The following is a 17,672-nucleotide window of genomic DNA, read 5'->3' as shown; positions in this document are numbered from 1 at the left end:
CCGTTCGATGTATTCGAACACTGATACGCCCAGGGTTCAAAGAAAAGTAGGTCAGATTCAAATCGGCGTTGACATTTAAGGTTCACGGAGTTCACTCCCTGTCTACAGAATCCTGAGCATATCATTCTATTGTAAGTCGCTGCAGGGCAAAGCCAAGTTCTCGCCCATCCCCGCCTATCCCTGCAGAAACAGGGCTGAACGCATTAGGCGTTCTGATTTCGAGGGTGCACAAGTCGCAATCGAGTTTGGCTTTCATGGAAGCAGGGCTTTTCAGCGTAGCGGAGTAGATCTGCTTCCCAGAGAGCAGAACTTCAACATGTTGTTCCTTGATGTTTCCTCCAAGGAAGGGAGAGAGTTGTAACGTCATGCGATCGCCTCGATTCGCCTTGAACTGCAAGGCGGCTCCACGTCCCAAAGAAAAAACGAAATCACCGTTTGGTTCGGTGGTTGAAAACGAAGCGAGGGAACAGTCCCTAAGGGCCTCGCCTATGGAATGATCTCCCGCATACTTCCTCTGTGCCATTGCTGGTATGCAGAATGCATCTAGGCCGAGCGGCGATTGCTTGGGAGGATTTGCACCCGAGCGTGGATTGATGAATATGGGATTGGAAATGGTGCTGAGTGACAAGGCATCAATGGAGTGTTGCTTTCCAAACATAAACTCCCAGTCTTTGTTCACGTGTACGGATGCTCCCTCACGGTCCAGTTCAAGAGTCAGCGCAGTCGTCATGGGCCATGACTCTGTTGTCACAGAAATCAGAACGGATTTACCACGTGCGGAAGGCATGATCGGAGAAGGAAGTGCATATGTTTCACCGCTCGAGAATGCCGGGTGAGGCCGGTAACTCAAGATGATGAATATGCCAGCCAGCAAAAAGACCGGAGAGGTGATCGGTTTTGCGTACTTTTGCAGCAGCGCTACGAGTCCTTCCATGATGAGGAAGAAGGAAATAGTAACTAGAGCGTAGACATAAAACGAATTGAATTCGTAGAGAGGGCCCGTAATGCGCGTAGCCCAGAATATGGACATGACCAATGCGAACAATGCGGCGAGGAAGATATTTCTGTATCCGGAAGCCCGCTGGCCCAATAGCGTAAAGAAGACGGCTAAAGTGGACAGGCATAGAAAGATAGCCGCGAGCCACGCACTTGCTAATGTGGTGCCGTGGTCTGCCGTTGCTTCTGGATACGGATCAAACAACCAGAAACCCAGGATATAGCGCAGGGCCGCATGAAAGGATGGGCGCGGATCTTGGTTTGCGTGAAGGTAGGTAAGAACCTCCTGGATATTAGATGGCCGTACAAAAGTTGCATCGATCAGGATGGGGAGCGCAAAAACAAAACCTATCGCAAGTAGACAGATCAGCGTCCGGACGTGCGGTCGCCAATTACCGCCCATGCTGAGGATCCAACCGATTGCACCATAAGTGGCCACGGGAACGACCAGGGCAGCTTGCGCTACGTGTCCGTGGATACAGAATCCAGATGCAAGGGTCAACGCAACCAAGCCCGAGTTTTCTCCCCTTGAGGCAGCGGCTGCAGCAATGACTAGCAAAAGAAATGGCCCGAACAGAACGTGAGGTGGCCAAATGCTAGAGAGACTTCCAAAGCTTGTCAGGCCCAACACGAGAATGACGGCGAGTACAAAGCTGCTTGCAGCCTTCTTGGAATCGCATGTAAGCGCACAGAGGCAGGCTGAGAGCGCGACAAAAAAACTCTGGAGGGTTATTCCTGATAGGACATGGGCTTGATGCGGACTGTCTACTACGTGCAAGACCTTGAAAAAGACCAGCTCGCCGAGTGCATATACATAGAAGAATGCCGGGCCAGGATGATGGAAATGCCAGCGCGAGTAGTTTCCCAGCAATTCCTTCATTTTCCCTGCATTGGAAATCTGCAGCGCATTCGCCGCGAAGTCGCCGGATTCAAGAACTGCGGGGCCGAAAATGAAGTGAAATGCTCCAATGAGCTGGGAGCATAGGATTACCGCGAATGCAGTAAAGAAGATCGTCGAAAAATCTAGCTTTGTTAAGCTGCAAGTGGATGGCCCTTTGGGGAAAAGAAGGGCTTTTGTATATTTCATGAGCATCGTATCTGTGATATCCGTGAAGGTGAATTCAACGAGGCGCGTTCATTGCGGGGGGGCGATCTTGAAGCTCAGATGCTTGTGCCCAATAAAGCTGGTGAAAATGGGGGTGATCACGCCGGCAGCGTGTGCAATGGTTTCGGGATAAAAATTGAACCCGATCGATGGGAAAAGCCAGCGCGCCAGCAGCAAGCTTATTGCGATCGTCTGAAATATGGCCAGTATATTCACTGTCACGAACCAGAAAGCTTGTTTATGCAACGCGTTCGCCGATTTTCTGAACACGAAGCTGCGGTTCAGCAGGAATGCGATAGTCATTCCAATGAGGTAGGCCAGCGCGATAGCCGGGACATAAGCAAGCCAATGGCTAAGAAGGATTCGCGAGGAAAAGTTTGCCGCGGCAGCAATGCCTCCCACGGCGACAAAGCCGATGAACTGCCGACTGATCATATTTCCGACAGCGCCGTTCGAGCGATCTCGCATCCTACCGAAATACTCTCATTGATCGAGCGATCTTCCGGGTAGTAGTACGCCGTATCCGCCATGTAAAAGCCACGTAGCGGCGTCTTCATCGGCGGTAGCATGTCCTGGAATCCAGGCGGGCAGATCGTCTGTGCATACTCGTAGCGATGGCAATGGGTGGCGCGGATCCATTCCGGCTTGAAGTCTGGATTGATCATTGGCAGGTAGCTGATCACTTCATCGATCAGTTGCTGGTTGCTCCAGTGCCACTTCGGATGGGTCTTGGGCATGTAGTAGGGCGCGTACACGATGTGCTCGCCGGGGCCCTTGCCGGGGTTGAGGTTGCTGTACTCGATCAGGCCGGGGATGGAGATCCGGTCGTCGCTGATGTTCATCCAGAAGTTTTCGCTGATCGGCCTGGACAGCTTCAGGATCACGCAGGCGACCGGAATGTTCTCGATCGCGCCGACCTGGTCGGCGAAGGTCTTGGGCAGACCAGGCACCATGCCGGGCACGTACTGGATCGGCGCCGTCGACACCACGCCGTCGTAGGCGTGATGGCCGTCGCTGGTACGGATGCCGGTGACCTTGCTGTCCGCCGACGCGACCTCTTCGATTGGTCGCGACAGCAGGATGCGGCCGCCGAGACACGTCACTTCCGCCGCCATGCGCTCCAGCAGCACGGCCGAGCCGCCTTCCAGATACCCCATGCTCTCGTTGAACAGATTGCGCCGCGACAGCGCCACGCGCTTGATGCGGGTGCCGATCCAGGAGGCGGACAGGGCGTTCTGGTACTCGAAGAACTTCAGCGCGAAGGCCTTCTCCCACATCACCTTGTAGGCCTTTGGCCCGATCCAGCGGGTGATCCAGTCGCGCGCGTTCTCCTTGTCCAGCGCGGTCCAGTCGCTGATGCCCTTGGTGTGCATGACGTGCAGGGCGTAGCGGATCTTGTCGAGCAGCCCCAGGTGCGGGAAGCCGAGCAGAGCGAACGGGGTTCCCCACTTGTGCAGTTTGCCTTGGTAGTAGTACCCCATCTTGGTGTCCGTCCAGTGCAGGCGGTCGGACAGCTTCAGGTCCTCGAGCAGCTTGAACAGCGGGAAATCGGTCTTGCAGATGAAGTGGTAATAGCGCTCGATGCGCAGGCCGTCGAAATCGAAGTCCGCAGACATGCCGCCGATGCGGTCGTCGCGTTCGTACACGTCGACTTGGTGGCCCTTCTTCAGCAGTTCCATAGCAGCCATCAGGCCCATGGGGCCGCTGCCGACGATCGCGAATGTGCTCATAGTTCTAAATCTCGTTGTGACGGTTCAGCGCTTGAGCACGATGTGGCTGTAGCGCGGGTCGGTATAGCTTTCGCGGATCGCGTCCTCGAACGGCGTCTGCCGCACGCCGAACACCGCTTCGGTATCCACGCCCTTGAAGTCGTCGCCGGCGCTGAGCGCCTTCAGCTGGTCGGCGGTGAACGGCGGCTTGGAACTGAAGAGCGAATACACCCGTAGCAGGAAGGCGAAGAAGCCTATCGGGATATGAACGATCAGGGTATGCAGCTTCTTGACCCGCTTGATCGTCTTGATGATGTCGACGTAGTCGACGCGGGTGTCTCCGACGATGTCGTAGATCGCGCCATCGGGTTCGCGCTCGATACATTTGGCGATGCAACGGCAGAAATCGCGCTCGTACAGCGGTTGACGCATGAACTTGCCATCGCCGGGAATCGGAAACACCGGTGTCTTGGCCATGAAGCGCGATAGCCAACCCAGGTGTTTGGGATCGAACCAGCCGAACATCAGGGTCGGACGCAGCACGCAGTGGCGCAGGCGGCTGGCGACCACCATGGCTTCCTGGGCGCGCTTGGTCTCGGTGTAGTCGTCCTTGGCCACCGAGTTCACCACCGAGGAACTGATGTGCACCAGGTACGGCACGTTTGCCGCGTGGCAAGCGTCGAGCACGTGCGCAGTCGCGGTTAGGTTGTTGCGAGTGAACAGGTCGGTGGTCTTGCCGGTGATCTGCGCGTGCAGCTGAGCGACGCAGGCCGCATCCGCGAATTCGCGCGCCCAATCGCCGGGCTCGGCCAGGTCCGCCTGCACCAAGCGCACGGCCGGATGCAGCTTGCGCAGGATCTGCAGGTTGTGCGCGTGTTTGTCGATCGCCACCAGCTGGGTGTAGCCCTGCTGTTCGAGTTCGACGATCAGGTTCTGCCCGACCAGTCCCGCGGCGCCGGTGATGACGATCTTGGCGTGTTTGTCGGTCATGTCAGAGTTTGACCCTGCGGAAAACGAATTCTGGAATGGATTTGATGACGAACATGATGGCCCACCAGAAACCGGGCAGGTAGGCGATCGCGCGGCGACCATCGACTGCGCGCAGGATGCCCTTGGCGATCTGGTCGGGTTTTGCCCACAGCGCGCCCTTCTTGAAGGCGGCGGTCATTGGCGTATCGACGAACCCTGGCTTGATCGTCAGCACGTTGATCCCCTGTCCACGCAGACGCTGGCCCAGGCCGCTCAGATAGGCGCTGACCGCAGCTTTGGCACTGCCGTACAGATAGTTGCTGGCGCGGCCGCGATCGCCGGCGACTGACGAAATCACTGCCAGCGTCGCACCGGCGTGCAGGCGCGGCACCAGCGCGGCGCACAGGGCAATGGTCGAGGTGCCGTTGGTGGCGAACTCGCGCATCGACAGGGCGACGGAGGCGTCGCACGCGGCCTGGTCGGGAAGCGTGCCATGGGCGATCAACACCACGTCGACGCCGCCAAGTGCAGCCCAAGCGGTGTCCAATGCCGCAGCGTGACCGGCGATATCGTTGACGTCGAGCACGCCGCAACTGGCTTTGGCGCCGCGCACCGAAAGATCCGCTGCGATTGTCTCTACGCGCGCGATCTGACGGCCGAGCAGATGGATCGCTGCACCGCGTGCAGCATAGTGCCGGGCGGTGGCTTCGGCGATGGCGGAGGTCGCACCGATGATGAGGACGCGTTGCATGTTCACTCCGTGACCCGGCGCCAGAAGCCGGATGAAAAACGTGGGTCGAGATAGTGGCTGAATGCTTGCCAGCGGCCGTAGGCGCGCTGGAACGAGGCGGCGTTCATGCGCGCATCCTTGGCAGGGTACACAGCGCCGCCGGCTTCGTCGACGATGCGGTCCAGGCGTTCCAGCAGGCGCAGCACCTCGGCACCGTTGTTGGGGAAATCCAGGGCGAGTGTGGTGCCCGGACGTGGAAAAGACAGCATGCCGCGTGATGCGATGTCGCCGAATTCCTTCAGCACGGCGAGGAAGGAGCCGCTGCCGCTGCGTGCGATTTCCGCCAGCAATGCGTCCACGCCGTCGCGTGCCGTGGCCGGCGGCAACACGCATTGGTATTGCAGAAAGCCGCGCGGGCCGTACATGCGGTTCCAGTGGACGATGCCATCCAGTGGATAGAAGAACGGCAGCACATGGCTGAGGCGGCGTTTGCGCGGCGCCGGCTGGCGCCAGTAGTAAAGCGCATTGAACGGTCGCAGCGATAGGCGGTTGACCAGCGAAAATGGTGGGGTCAGCGGCATGGCCAGGCTTTTGCCGGGCGAGGTCGGGCGTTCTTCGGGCAGGCCGGTGCAGTGATCGGCACGGGTGAAATGACCGCGTCCGCGTGCGCGTCCGTTGGCCAGGCAGTCGATCCACGCGACGCTGTATTCGTGGCTGTCGGCCGATGCGACAGACAGGGCGAAGAACTCGTCGAGCGAGCCGAAGCGGATGTTTTCCGTCTCCAAGACGGGACCGGCGACGCGGCGCAACTGGATCTCCGCCCAGGTGATCAGCCCGGTCAGGCCGAGTCCGCCCACCGTCGCGGCGAACCAGCCTTCGGCATCGTCGTGCGCGGTGCACAGACGGCGGCTGCCGTCACTGCGTAGCAGTTCGAAGGCGAGGACGTGATGGCCGAAGGTGCCGGTGCGGTGATGGTTCTTGCCGTGCACGTCGTTGGCGATGGCGCCGGCTACGGTGACGTAACGGGTGCCAGGTGTCACCGGCAGGAACCAGCCCTGCGGCAAGGCCAGCTCGATGATGTCGGCGAGGGTGACGCCTGCCTCGCAGCGTAGCCGGCCCGATTGCGGATCGAAGCTGATGAAGCGGTCCAGGCCACGCGCGCAGAGCAAGGTACCGTCTGGATTGAGGCAGCTGTCGCCGTAGCTGCGGCCATTGCCGCGTGGCAATGCGTTGCCGTCGAAGGCAGGCAGTGCGGCGGCCCGGTCGATGATCGGTAGCAGCGTCTGCGCCGCTTGCGGATAGCGTCCCCAGGACTGCCCGGCATCGGCCATCAGATGGCGCTCAGCGCGAACACCACGCACAGGGCCACGACCACCTGGCTGACGCGGTCGGTGGCAGCGAAGACAATCGGATCGTCGTGCATGTCGCCGCGATGCGCCACCACCCACACGCGGCTGACCCAATACAGCAGCACCGGGCAGATCAGCCACAGCAGCTTCGGATTGCGATACAGGTGCACGCTTTCCGGGCTGTTGATGTACAGCGCCATCACCAGCACCGCGATGTAGCCGGCCGCGGCGCCCATGGATTGCAGTAACACCAGGTCTTCCACCGAATAGGCGCGGCCGCTGGCCTTGGTCTTGCCGCTGCTGAGCATCGCGTGCAGCTCGGTGTAGCGCTTGAGCAGCGCCAGCGACAAAAAGATGAACATCGAGAAGGCCAGCAGCCAGAACGACAGTTCCAAGTCGATTGCCACCGCGCCGCCGATGATGCGCACGGTGTACAGCGCCGCCAGCAGCACCACGTCGATCATCACGATGCGCTTGAGTCGCAGCGAGTAGGCCAGGGTCATCACGTAGTAGGCCAGCAAGACCAGGGTGAATTGGGGCGTGCAAACGAGCGACAGTGCCAGTCCGGCCAGGGTCAGTGCGGGCGCAGCGAACAGGCCCTGCAGCAGCGGTAGCCGGCCGGCGGCGAACGGCCGCTTGCGCTTGCGCGGATGCTGGCGGTCGGGCGTGAGGTCGAGCAGGTCGTTGAGCACGTAGACGCCGGAGGCGCACAGCCCGAACGCGACCATGGCGATCGCCGACTGTAGGACCGATTCGCCCTCCATGAAACGATGCGCGGTCAGCAGCGGCACGAACACCAGAAGGTTCTTCAGCCACTGGTGCAGGCGCAGCGCCTTGAGCCAGGCGCGGGCGCGCGGCGACGCCGGCCAGTGCGCGTAGACGGTGGTGCGTTGTGCGGCGGCCGCGCGCAACCCGTTGCCGTTGTTGACCACCCAGGCGCCGCCGGCCTTGTCCCAGACGTGCAGGTCCACGCGGTCATTGCCGGCATAGTCGAAGTTGCCGGCGCCGAAGCGCTCCACCAAGACGTTCGCCTTGTTGCGGCCGGACAGGTTGCGCTGGCCGTCGCTGGCGATGACCTCTTCGAACAGGCCCAGGTGTGCGGCGATCGGCGCGACCAGCAACTGGTCGGAGGCGGTGCACAGCACGCGTGGACGCTGTGGCGTTTTGCGCAGCAGTTCCAGCACATGCGCGTTGTAGGGCAGCGTCTCTGCTGGAAGCGATACCCGCTTGGCGAGTTCCCGCTTCAACGCGGCTTTGCCGCGCAGCAGCCACAGTGGCAACAAGAACAGGTACAGCGGATTGCGCGCCAGCAGGGCGAGCAGGGACTCGTAGAGAATGTCCGAGTTCAGCAGTGTGCCGTCCAGATCCACACAGAGCGCGCGCGCTGGAATGGCCAGGCGGTCGGCAGGAAAACTGGGGGTGAGGGACATTCTGCGGCCTGGCGATCCGAAGCTGGGCCGCGATTATACCTAGCACTGCTCAGCGGGTTGGGGGACGTTGCAGGAACTCGGTGATGCACAACGCCAGCGCGCCGACCCCGACGGCGTACCAGAGCGTCACCAGACGGGCGGCTACGGCGACCGCGATCGCGTCGGGGGGCGCAACACCGAGCCGGTTTAGCATCAGGACGATGGCCAGTTCTGTGGTGCCAACCCCGCCCGGAACGAACGACAGTGCGCCAATCAACATCGCTAAGGGGTAGATGCCGAACGCGACGATCGGCTCCAGTTGCAGGCCCAGGCCATTGCACAGCCCCACGAACACGGCCGAGGTCAAGCCCCAGGCGGCGGTGCCGGCGATCAGGCTGCGCACGCATTGATCGGTTCCCAGGCAGGCGCGCAGTTCGGTGGCAGCGAACACGGCGAACTGCGCCACCCGCCGCAGCCAGCGGCCGGGCAGGCGCCGGCCCAGGCTGTCCAGCCAGGCCAGCAGGACCGGCCAGGCTGCGGCGCCGAACAGCAGGGCGACGAAGCCCAGGACCACCGCGACGAGCGTGCCCAGGGTGGGAAACACGGGTGCGGCCAGCAGCGACAGCGCCAGGATCACCAGCAGATCGGACGCGCGCTCGAACACGAACACCGCCAGCGTGCGCCCCGCCGGCACGCCCATGCGCGCGAAGTAGCGGATGCGCAGCAATTCGCCGGCCTTGCCGGGCGTGGCGGTCAGTGCGAAGCCGGCGAGATAGGCGGCCCATCCCAGGCCGAACGGCACCGCATGGCCCTGTCGCTGCAGCAGCCAGCGCCAGCGCCAGAAGCGGAACAGGTAGCTGGCTGAGACCGGCAACACCGCCAGCGCCAGCAACGGCCAGATCGCGCCGAGGCGGGCGAATGTGCCGTTGCCGCGATCGATCCACCACAGGGCGGCCAAGTAGCCGCCGCACAGCAGCACGACGAACAACGCCAGGTGATCTGCACGGTGGCGCGGAGCGGGCACGCCGTCGGCGCCGTGCGGCATCATCGGGAGTCTCCGCCGCCGCTCAGCCCAGCGCCTTTTCCAGCTCTGGCAACACTGTGAACAGGTCGCCGACCAGGCCGATATCCGCGATCTCGAAGATCGGCGATTCAGGGTCTTTGTTGATCGCGACGATGGTGCCGGCGTCCTTGATCCCGGTCAGATGCTGGATGGCCCCGGAGATGCCGATCGCCACATACAGGTCCGGGGCGATGATCTTGCCGGTCTGGCCGACCTGCAGTTCGTTCGGCACGTAGCCGGCGTCGACCGCCGCGCGCGAGGCGCCGACCGCCGCGCCGAGCTTGTCGGCGAGCTGGTAGACGATCTGAAAGTTTTCCGCCGAGCCGACGCCACGGCCGCCGGAGACCACGCGTTTGGCGCTTTGCAGGTCGGGACGGTCAGAGCTGCCCGCGGCCAGGCCGGTGAAGCGGGTATGGGTCGGCAGCGCCGCGTCGACGCTGATCGCTTCGATCACGGCATTGCCGCCCTGCGCCGCTTCCGGCCAGGAGGCGCTGCGCACGGTAGCGACCACCATCTGGTCTGCCGGCGCCTGTACGCTGATGATGGCGTTGCCGGCGTAGATCGGGCGCTTGAACGCGTACTCGCCGTCCACCGCCATCAGGTCGGAGATTTGGTTGACCCCGAGCAGCGCGGCCACCACCGGCATCAGATCCTTGCCGAAGGTGGTGGAGGGGCCGAACACATGGGTGTAGCCGGTCGCCAGGGCGGCGATTTGCGGGCCCAGTACCTGGGCGATGGCGTGTGCGTTGGCCGGGTTGGCGACGGTGAGCACACGGGCGACGCCGGCGATCTGCGCGGCCTTGGCGGCCACCGTGGTCGGATCGGCGGCGAGGACCACGATGTCGATGGCAGTGGGCGACAGCGCTTGCGCGGCACTGACGGTTTTGGCGGTCGCTGCGTTGAGCTGCCCGTTCAGATGCTCGGCGATGATGAGAACGTTGGCCATTACAGCACCCCTTTTTGCTTGAGTGCGGCCACCAGTTCGGCGGCGTTCTTGACCATCACGCCGCGGCTGCGCTTGGCCGGCGGGGCGTAATGGGTGATGGCGAGGCTGTCGTTGGCCTGCACGCCCAGGTCGGTGAAGGCTAGGGTTTGCAGCGGCTTGCTCTTGGCCTTCATGATGTCCGGCAGTTTGATGAAGCGTGGTTCGTTCAGGCGCAGATCGGTGGTGATGACGGCGGGCAGATCCACTTCCATGGTTTCCAGGCCGGCATCGACCTCGCGGGTGACCGTGGCCTTGCCATCGGCCACCACCAACTTGCTGGCGAAGGTGGCCTGCGGCCGGCCCCACAGCGTGGCCAGCATCTGCCCGGTCTGGTTGGCATCGTCGTCGATCGCCTGCTTGCCGAGGATCACCAGGTCCGGCTGCTCCTGCTCGACCAGCTTGAGCAGTGTGCGCGCGGCGGTCAGTGGCTGGATCGCCGCGTCGGTCACCACGTGGATGGCGCGGTTGGCGCCCATCGCCAGCCCGTTGCGCAGATGCGCAGCGGCGTCGGCCGGCGCGATGGTGGCGACCACCACCTCGCTGGCGATCCCGGCGTCGCGCAGGCGCAGCGCTTCTTCCAGGGCGATTTCGTCGAACGGATTGGCGGAGAGCTTGACGCCCTCGGTGACCACGCCAGAGCCGTCCGGCTTGACCTGGATGCGGACGTTGTAGTCCACCACGCGCTTGTAGGCGACGAGGATTTTCATCGTGTACGAGATCCTTCAGCAGTGCGGGAAGGCCCGGCCGCGGCGGCTGGCGCGGGGCAGTCGGTGGATTCTAACCGGGCGCGGTAGACCGTGCGATCGCGTATGGTCAATCGCTTCGGGGGCTGTCGACTGATCGCCACGCAGCGAGGTGCGTGGTCTCATCGCGAGGGCGTTATGATTGCAGGTTACGCTCCAGCCATCTAGCTGGTGCCTGTCCACGATACAGGAGAGAGGAATTGGCGACTTGGCTCGTGACCGGCGGTGCTGGTTTCATCGGCGGCAATTTCGTGCTCGAGGCAGTGGCGCGCGGCGTGCGCGTGATCAACCTGGACGCGCTGACCTATGCCGGGAACCTGAACACGCTGGTGTCGCTGGAGGGCAATTCCGACCATGTGTTCGTGCACGGGGATATCGGCGACCGCGAGCTGGTGAGCCGTCTGCTGACCGAACATCAGCCTGATGCGGTGGTCAATTTCGCTGCCGAAAGCCATGTGGACCGTTCGATCGACGGCCCTGGCGCGTTCATCCAGACCAATGTGGTCGGCACGCTCGGCCTGCTGGAGTCGGTGCGCGATCATTGGAAGACGCTGCCGGATGGCGGCCGCGACGCGTTCCGGTTCTTGCATGTGTCCACTGACGAGGTCTATGGCACGCTCGGCGAGACCGGCAAGTTCACCGAAACCACGCCGTATGCGCCGAACTCGCCGTATTCCGCGTCCAAGGCCGCTTCCGATCACCTGGTGCGTGCGTTCCACCATACCTATGGCCTGCCGGTGCTGACCACCAACTGCTCCAACAATTACGGCCCGTATCACTTCCCGGAAAAACTCATTCCGTTGGTGATCGCCAAGGCGCTGGCGGGCGAACCGCTGCCGGTCTACGGCGATGGCAAGCAGGTGCGTGACTGGTTGTTTGTCGGTGACCACTGCGAAGCGATCCGCACCGTGCTGGTCAAGGGCAGGGTCGGCGAGACCTACAACGTCGGCGGCAACGCCGAGAAGCAGAATATCGAGGTTGTGCAGGCGATCTGCGCGCTGCTGGACGCGCGGCGTCCGCGCGAGGACGGCAAATCCCGCGCCAGTCAGATCACCCACGTCGCCGACCGGCCCGGTCACGACCGACGCTACGCGATCGATGCGTCCAAATTAAAAAACGAACTGGGCTGGGAGCCGACGTACAGCTTCGAGCAAGGCATTGCGATCACCGTGAACTGGTACTTGAACCATCAAGATTGGGTACAGGGCGTACTCGACGGCAGCTATCGCCTGGAACGGATCGGGACCGCGGCATAACGCGCGTCCCTCGCAACCTCCGTGCCGCCTGGGCGGTGCGGGCATTCAAAGGAAAGACCTCATGACGCAACGCAAGGGCATGATTCTCGCAGGCGGCTCCGGCACGCGGCTGTATCCGATCACCAAGGGCGTGAGCAAGCAGCTGCTGCCTGTTTACGACAAGCCGATGATCTATTACCCGCTCAGTGTGCTGATGCTGGCCGGGATTCGCGAGGTGTTGATCATCAACACGCCGCACGAGCAGGCCCTGTTCCAAGCCCTGCTCGGCGATGGTGCGCAGTGGGGAATGAACATCGCCTACGCGGTGCAGCCGAGTCCGGATGGATTGGCGCAAGCGTATCTGATCGGGCGCGACTTCATTGCCGGAAAGCCGAGTTGTCTGGTGCTGGGTGACAATATCTTTCATGGCCATGGTCTCACCGAGACCTTGCGTCGCGCCGACGCGCGGCAGCATGGCGCCACCGTCTTCGGTTACTGGGTCAACGATCCAGAGCGCTATGGCGTCGCCGCGTTCGATGCATCCGGCAAGGTGATCGATCTGGAGGAGAAACCACTCAAGCCGCGTTCCAATTACGCGGTCACCGGCCTGTACTTCTACGATGGCCAAGCCAGCGATCATGCGGCGGAACTGAAGCCGTCGCCGCGTGGCGAACTGGAGATCACCGATCTCAATCGCCGTTACCTTGACGCCGGCGAACTGCATCTGGAAGCCCTGGGGCGTGGCTACGCCTGGCTGGATACAGGTACCCATCAGTCGCTGCACGAAGCGTCCAACTTCATCGAGACCATCCAGGCGCGGCAAGGTCTGCAAGTGTGCTGCCCGGAAGAGATCGCGTTCGGGCAGGGCTGGATCGATGCGGCGCAGCTGGAGAAACTTGCCGCTCCCCTGCGGAAGAACAACTACGGCAAATACCTGCATGCACTGGCTGCACGAGGAACTGTTCCGTGAAAGTGATTGAAACCAGTCTGCCTGGTTGCCTGGCGATCGAGCCGGCGGTGTTTGGCGATGCGCGTGGCTATTTTTTCGAGGCGTGGAATGCTGAACGTTTCGGTCAACATGGACTCCCCACCCACTTCGTACAGAGCAATGTCTCCACCTCCGCCAAGGGGGTGTTACGCGGTTTGCATTACCAGTGGCCGCGACCACAAGGTAAGTTGGTCAGCGTTTTGGAGGGAGAGGTCTATGACGTCGCCGTGGACATACGCCGCGGTTCGCCCTACTTCGGACGGTGGGTTGCGGCCATCTTGAGCGGGGAGAACCGGAAGCAGTTCTGGATCCCGGAAGGTTTTGCCCATGGTTTCGCCGTGCTTTCCGAGCGAGCGGTGTTCAGCTATCTGTGTACCGATGTGTATGTCAAGGAAGCCGATGCGGTGGTGCGCTGGGACGACCCCGCCATCGCGGTGGACTGGCCGATCAACGCGACGGTGTTGTCGCAGAAGGATGCCGTTGCGCCGTGCTTGGCTGATATCCCTGTCGAGCGCCTGCCAGTCTATCGTCCATGACGGTGCTTGTATTCGGCGCCAACGGCCAGGTCGGGCAGGAACTGCTGCGCGCGCTGGCGGCGCAGGGACCCGTGTTGGCGACCACCCGTAGCGGTCGATTGCCCGATGGTCGCGCCTGCGAGCGCACCGATTTCGATCGGCCGCAGGATCTTGGCGGATTACTGGATCGGTTGCAGCCGGCGGTGGTGGTCAACGCGGCGGCCTACACCGCGGTGGATCGCGCCGAGCAGGACGCGGACGCGGCGCATCGGGCCAATGCGCAATCGCCTGGGATCATCGCGGACTGGTGCGCGGCACATGGCGTGCCGCTGGTGCATTACTCCACCGACTATGTATTCGACGGCCAGGGCACGCGGCCCTATCCCGAGGATGCGCCGACCGCGCCGCTGGGCGTGTATGGCGCGACCAAGCTCGCGGGCGAGGAGGCGATCCGTGCCTCTGGCGCCCATCACCTGATCTTCCGCACTGCCTGGGTGTACGCCGCGCATGGACACAACTTCCTGCGCACCATGCTACGTGTGGGCGCCGAACGCGACGAATTGCGCGTGGTGGCCGACCAGGTCGGCACGCCGACACCGGCCGCGCTGATTGCGCAGGTCACCGCGCACGCGTTGGCGCAGCGTGCGACGCTGCCATCGGGCACCTGGCACCTGACCGCAGCGGGCGAGACCACCTGGCACGGTTTCGCCGAGGCGATCTTTGCCGACGCGGTGGCGGCGGGCTTACTGCCGCGCACGCCGCGTGTGCTGCCGATCGCCACCACGGAGTATCCGACACCTGCCAAACGTCCTGCCTATTCGCGCCTAGATGTGTCCAAGCTGCAGTGCGATTTTTCGCTGGAGCTGCCGCAGTGGCGCGACGGTCTGCGCCAAGTGATCGGCGAACTCGTCGCACGGGCTTCCGCCGCCTAGCACGCCGCATGCGCGAGTGGAAAACCAAAGAGCCGGGCGTTGTCCGGCTCTTTGCGTTACAGCGTGCACCGGATTCAGGTGCGCCCGTAGGTGTCTTCGAAACGCACGATGTCGTCTTCGCCCAGATAGCTGCCGGATTGCACTTCGATCAATTCCAGCGGCAACTTGCCCGGGTTCTTCAATCGATGGGTCACGCCCAACGGGATGTAGGTGCTCTGATTTTCGGTGAGCAGCAGTACCTCTTCGCCGCGAGTGACCTCGGCGGTCCCGCTGACCACGATCCAATGCTCTGCGCGGTGGTGATGCATCTGCAGGCTCAGCGTCGCACCGGGCTTGACCGTGATGCGCTTGACCTGGAAGCGCTGGCCGTTGTCGATCGAATCGTAGGCGCCCCATGGCCGATACACCTTGCGGTGCCAAGTTGCCTCCGAGCGCCCGCTGGCCTTGATTCTGGCCACGATGTCCTTGACCTCCTGGATGCGTTCGCGGTGCCCGACCAGCACCGCGTCGTCGGTCTCGACCACCACCACGTCCTGCAGTCCCACCATCGCGATCAGGCGCGAGCCGTAGGCGTAGGTGTTGCGGCAATCGATCTCGATCACGTCGCCGTGGTGCGCGTTGCCGTTGGCGTCGCGCCGCGACACCTCCAGCAGTGCCGACCAGGAGCCGACATCGCTCCATTGGGCGTCCAGGGGCACCACCACCGCGTCGGCGGTCTTCTCCATCACCGCGTAGTCGATAGAGTCGGACGGGCTGGCGGCAAAGGCATCCTTGTCTAGACGGGTGAAGTCGGTGTCGCGCTTGGCTGCTTGCCATGCCATGCCGCAGGCATCGGCGATGGCCGGTTGGAAGCGGCGCAGTTCTTCCAGATAGCGGGAGGCGCGGAACAGGAACATGCCGCTGTTCCAATAGTACTGGCCCGAGGCCAGATAACCCTGTGCGGTGGCCAGGTCGGGTTTTTCGACGAAACGTTCCACCGCACGGGCGCCATTGCCGGCAGCGGCCTTGATGTAGCCGTAGCCGGTTTCCGGTGCAGTCGGCTGGATTCCGAACGTAACTAACTTACCGGCTGCTGCCGCGGCGGTAGCGTTTTTTACGGCCCTCTGGAACGCGGTTTCGTCCAGGATGACGTGGTCGGATGGCAACACCAGCAGGAGTGGATCGTCGCCATCGCGCATTGCCTCCAGTGCCGCCGCCGCAATGGCGGGCGCGGTGTTGCGGCCCTTGGGTTCGAGCAGGATCGCTCCCGGCTTGACACCGAGTTGTTGCAACTGCTCGGCGACGATGAAGCGATGTTCTTCGTTGGCGACCACGATGGGCGGGCACTCGGCGATCGGTGCGGCGCGCAGCCAGGTCGATTGCAGCATGCTGTTGTCCCCGACCAAGGGTAGGAACTGCTTGGGATAGGTCTCGCGCGACAGCGGCCACAGGCGCGTGCCGGAACCACCGGACAGGATGATGGGGAGAATATCGCTCATGAACAGAGAAATTCCATGTGGGCGTTGAAGGATTCGGGCGAAGAAGAATTCACGATCAGGCGTTCAATAGATCGGAAATTTCTCGCGTGCGTTGTTCCAGTAGGGCCGCATCGCCGCGCGTTTCCACGTTTAGCCGCAGCAGCGGTTCTGTATTGGAGCTGCGCAGGTTGAAACGCCATTGCGCGAATTCGGCGCTGACGCCGTCGGTGTAGTCCAGCGCGGGCGACTGCGCCGCATAGTGCTGCATCACCCGCGCCACGGCCGCTTTCGCGTCGGCGACTTTGAAGTTGATCTCGCCGCTGCATGGGAACTTCTGCATCCGCGCCTCGACCAAGTCGGCCAGTGAACGCCCCGATTGCGACACCAATTCGGCGATCAGCAACCAGGGGATCATGCCCGAGTCGGCGTAGGCGAACTCGCGGAAATAATGGTGTGCGCTCATCTCGCCGCCATACACCGCATTCTCGCTGCGCATTTTCTCTTTGATGAAGGCGTGCCCGCTTTTGCACAGCACTGGGATGCCGCCAGCGTCCTCGACCATTTCGATCGTGTTCCAGGTCAGGCGCGGATCGTGCACGATCTTGCCGCCGGGCTGCTTGGCCAGAATCGCCTGCGCCAGCAAGCCCACCAGGTAGTAGCCCTCGATGAAGCGGCCGTTGGCGTCGAAGAAGAAGCAACGGTCGAAATCGCCATCCCAGGCGATGCCGAAGTCCGCGCCGTGCTGCTTGACCGCGTTGGCGGTGGCTGCGCGGTTTTCCGACAGCAGTGGGTTGGGAATGCCATTGGGGAAATGGCCGTCCGGCTCGTGAAACACGCGGACGAACTCGAATGGCAGGTGTGGTGCCAGCAGATCGACGATGGCGCCGGCGCCGCCGTTGCCGGCGTTGACCACCAGCTTCAACGGTTTGAGCGTGGCGTTGTCGACGTAGCTGAGCAGGTGCGCGATGTAGGCGGACTTGTCCGGGCGGTGGTGTTCGGTGGCAATCGGTGTGCCGGCGGGTGCGGTATCGGCGGCCACGGTGTCGCGGATGGCGAACAGGCCGGTGTCGGAACTGATCGGACGCGCGTGCTCGCGGACCAGCTTCATGCCGTTGTAGTCCATCGGGTTGTGGCTGGCGGTGACCATCACGCCGCCAGCGGCCTGCAGGTGGTCGGTTTGGAAATACACTTCCTCGGTGCCGCACAGGCCGATGTCGATCACCTCGCGGCCGCTGGCGCGCAAGCCCGCTGACAGTGCCGCCTGCAGCGACGGGCTCGCTAGGCGCACATCGTGTCCCACTACCACAGGCCCGCTCTGCAACTGCCCTGCCAACGCCACGCCGATGCGGCGCGCCAGATCCTCGTTCAGTTCGTCGGGTACGCGACCGCGGATGTCGTAGGCCTTGAATGCGGGAAGCGACATGTGAAGAAGGTCCTGGGTAATATAGAAAGGAGATTGTAACGTTTCCGCGCTTAATCGCTCGTTG

At 62.6% G+C, this 17,672-nt stretch carries 16 protein-coding genes; 4 read left to right on the top strand and 12 right to left on the bottom strand.

Features of this window, described 5'->3' with window-relative positions; all coding sequences use genetic code 11:
- Positions 1–121: 121 nt before the first annotated feature.
- From XalbCFBP2523_RS03310 to XalbCFBP2523_RS03265, 10 genes are all read right to left on the bottom strand, one after another.
- Complete coding sequence (locus tag XalbCFBP2523_RS03310; RefSeq protein WP_230599146.1) at positions 122–2,083, bottom strand: hypothetical protein; 1,962 nt, start codon at positions 2,081–2,083, stop codon at positions 122–124.
- Between the two features lie 48 nt (positions 2,084–2,131).
- The gene (locus XalbCFBP2523_RS03305) at positions 2,132–2,536 is read right to left on the bottom strand and encodes a GtrA family protein (RefSeq protein WP_045764731.1); all 405 of its coding nucleotides are present in this window, start codon (positions 2,534–2,536) and stop codon (positions 2,132–2,134) included.
- Positions 2,533–3,831 carry an NAD(P)/FAD-dependent oxidoreductase gene (locus tag XalbCFBP2523_RS03300; protein ID WP_045764730.1) on the bottom strand — a complete coding sequence of 433 codons (1,299 nt, stop codon included), beginning with the start codon at positions 3,829–3,831 and terminating at the stop codon, positions 2,533–2,535. Before XalbCFBP2523_RS03300 ends, XalbCFBP2523_RS03305 begins: the two co-directional genes overlap by 4 nt.
- 24 nt (positions 3,832–3,855) lie before the next feature.
- Complete coding sequence (locus tag XalbCFBP2523_RS03295) at positions 3,856–4,800, bottom strand: NAD-dependent epimerase/dehydratase family protein (protein ID WP_045766284.1); 945 nt, start codon at positions 4,798–4,800, stop codon at positions 3,856–3,858.
- Between the two features lies 1 nt (position 4,801).
- A complete protein-coding gene (locus XalbCFBP2523_RS03290) occupies positions 4,802–5,530 on the bottom strand; it encodes an SDR family oxidoreductase (protein ID WP_045766283.1) in 729 nt (242 codons plus the stop codon).
- Between the two features lie 2 nt (positions 5,531–5,532).
- Positions 5,533–6,840: an FAD-binding oxidoreductase gene (locus tag XalbCFBP2523_RS03285; RefSeq protein WP_045766282.1), complete on the bottom strand. Its 1,308-nt coding sequence runs from the start codon at positions 6,838–6,840 to the stop codon at positions 5,533–5,535.
- On the bottom strand, positions 6,840–8,228 hold the full coding sequence (locus tag XalbCFBP2523_RS03280) for a UbiA family prenyltransferase (protein WP_045766281.1): 1,389 nt from the start codon (positions 8,226–8,228) through the stop codon (positions 6,840–6,842). The genes XalbCFBP2523_RS03285 and XalbCFBP2523_RS03280 overlap by 1 nt, the downstream gene beginning before the upstream one ends.
- A gap of 109 nt (positions 8,229–8,337) precedes the next feature.
- The gene (locus XalbCFBP2523_RS03275) at positions 8,338–9,315 is read right to left on the bottom strand and encodes a lysylphosphatidylglycerol synthase transmembrane domain-containing protein (RefSeq protein WP_045766280.1); all 978 of its coding nucleotides are present in this window, start codon (positions 9,313–9,315) and stop codon (positions 8,338–8,340) included.
- Positions 9,316–9,334: 19 nt separating this feature from the next.
- Positions 9,335–10,276 (bottom strand): electron transfer flavoprotein subunit alpha/FixB family protein, encoded by a 942-nt coding sequence (locus XalbCFBP2523_RS03270; protein ID WP_045764724.1) that lies wholly within the window; start codon positions 10,274–10,276, stop codon positions 9,335–9,337.
- Positions 10,276–11,022: an electron transfer flavoprotein subunit beta/FixA family protein gene (locus XalbCFBP2523_RS03265; RefSeq protein WP_012917168.1), complete on the bottom strand. Its 747-nt coding sequence runs from the start codon at positions 11,020–11,022 to the stop codon at positions 10,276–10,278. The genes XalbCFBP2523_RS03270 and XalbCFBP2523_RS03265 overlap by 1 nt, the downstream gene beginning before the upstream one ends.
- A 236-nt stretch (positions 11,023–11,258) precedes the next feature.
- Between XalbCFBP2523_RS03265 and rfbB the strand changes: the two genes are divergently transcribed.
- From rfbB to rfbD, 4 genes are all read left to right on the top strand, one after another.
- The gene (gene rfbB / locus XalbCFBP2523_RS03260) at positions 11,259–12,314 is read left to right on the top strand and encodes a dTDP-glucose 4,6-dehydratase (protein WP_045766279.1); all 1,056 of its coding nucleotides are present in this window, start codon (positions 11,259–11,261) and stop codon (positions 12,312–12,314) included.
- Positions 12,315–12,375: 61 nt separating this feature from the next.
- Positions 12,376–13,263: a glucose-1-phosphate thymidylyltransferase RfbA gene (rfbA, locus tag XalbCFBP2523_RS03255; protein ID WP_045758415.1), complete on the top strand. Its 888-nt coding sequence runs from the start codon at positions 12,376–12,378 to the stop codon at positions 13,261–13,263.
- Positions 13,260–13,817, top strand: a complete 558-nt coding sequence (gene rfbC / locus XalbCFBP2523_RS03250) for a dTDP-4-dehydrorhamnose 3,5-epimerase (protein ID WP_045766278.1) — start codon at positions 13,260–13,262, stop codon at positions 13,815–13,817. Before rfbA ends, rfbC begins: the two co-directional genes overlap by 4 nt.
- Positions 13,814–14,728, top strand: coding sequence for a dTDP-4-dehydrorhamnose reductase (gene rfbD / locus XalbCFBP2523_RS03245; protein WP_045766277.1), 915 nt, complete (start codon positions 13,814–13,816; stop codon positions 14,726–14,728). Before rfbC ends, rfbD begins: the two co-directional genes overlap by 4 nt.
- Before the next feature lie 74 nt (positions 14,729–14,802).
- Here rfbD and XalbCFBP2523_RS03240 read toward each other — a convergent pair whose 3' ends face one another.
- Positions 14,803–16,206, bottom strand: coding sequence for a mannose-1-phosphate guanylyltransferase/mannose-6-phosphate isomerase (locus XalbCFBP2523_RS03240; RefSeq protein ID WP_045766276.1), 1,404 nt, complete (start codon positions 16,204–16,206; stop codon positions 14,803–14,805).
- Between the two features lie 55 nt (positions 16,207–16,261).
- On the bottom strand, positions 16,262–17,608 hold the full coding sequence (locus XalbCFBP2523_RS03235) for a phosphohexomutase domain-containing protein (RefSeq protein ID WP_045766275.1): 1,347 nt from the start codon (positions 17,606–17,608) through the stop codon (positions 16,262–16,264).
- Between the last annotated feature and the right edge of the window lie 64 nt (positions 17,609–17,672).

Origin of the sequence: Xanthomonas albilineans (genome assembly GCF_002939705.1) — a bacterium.
Classification (GTDB): Bacteria; Pseudomonadota; Gammaproteobacteria; order Xanthomonadales; family Xanthomonadaceae; genus Xanthomonas_A; species Xanthomonas_A albilineans.
Note: the sequence above shows the minus strand (reverse complement) of the source record. Positions and strands in the feature narration are given on the sequence as shown.

Excerpts from the sequence above, each read along its gene's own strand:
- XalbCFBP2523_RS03310 (WP_230599146.1), bottom strand. The coding sequence starts at position 2,083 with ATGAAATATACAAAAGCCCTTCTTTTCCCCAAAGGGCCATCCACTTGC.
- XalbCFBP2523_RS03305 (WP_045764731.1), bottom strand. The coding sequence starts at position 2,536 with ATGATCAGTCGGCAGTTCATCGGCTTTGTCGCCGTGGGAGGCATTGCT.
- XalbCFBP2523_RS03300 (WP_045764730.1), bottom strand. The coding sequence starts at position 3,831 with ATGAGCACATTCGCGATCGTCGGCAGCGGCCCCATGGGCCTGATGGCT.
- XalbCFBP2523_RS03295 (WP_045766284.1), bottom strand. The coding sequence starts at position 4,800 with ATGACCGACAAACACGCCAAGATCGTCATCACCGGCGCCGCGGGACTG.
- XalbCFBP2523_RS03290 (WP_045766283.1), bottom strand. The coding sequence starts at position 5,530 with ATGCAACGCGTCCTCATCATCGGTGCGACCTCCGCCATCGCCGAAGCC.
- XalbCFBP2523_RS03285 (WP_045766282.1), bottom strand. The coding sequence starts at position 6,840 with ATGGCCGATGCCGGGCAGTCCTGGGGACGCTATCCGCAAGCGGCGCAG.
- XalbCFBP2523_RS03275 (WP_045766280.1), bottom strand. The coding sequence starts at position 9,315 with ATGATGCCGCACGGCGCCGACGGCGTGCCCGCTCCGCGCCACCGTGCA.
- XalbCFBP2523_RS03270 (WP_045764724.1), bottom strand. The coding sequence starts at position 10,276 with ATGGCCAACGTTCTCATCATCGCCGAGCATCTGAACGGGCAGCTCAAC.
- XalbCFBP2523_RS03265 (WP_012917168.1), bottom strand. The coding sequence starts at position 11,022 with ATGAAAATCCTCGTCGCCTACAAGCGCGTGGTGGACTACAACGTCCGC.
- rfbA (WP_045758415.1), top strand. The coding sequence starts at position 12,376 with ATGACGCAACGCAAGGGCATGATTCTCGCAGGCGGCTCCGGCACGCGG.
- rfbD (WP_045766277.1), top strand. The coding sequence starts at position 13,814 with ATGACGGTGCTTGTATTCGGCGCCAACGGCCAGGTCGGGCAGGAACTG.
- XalbCFBP2523_RS03240 (WP_045766276.1), bottom strand. The coding sequence starts at position 16,206 with ATGAGCGATATTCTCCCCATCATCCTGTCCGGTGGTTCCGGCACGCGC.
- XalbCFBP2523_RS03235 (WP_045766275.1), bottom strand. The coding sequence starts at position 17,608 with ATGTCGCTTCCCGCATTCAAGGCCTACGACATCCGCGGTCGCGTACCC.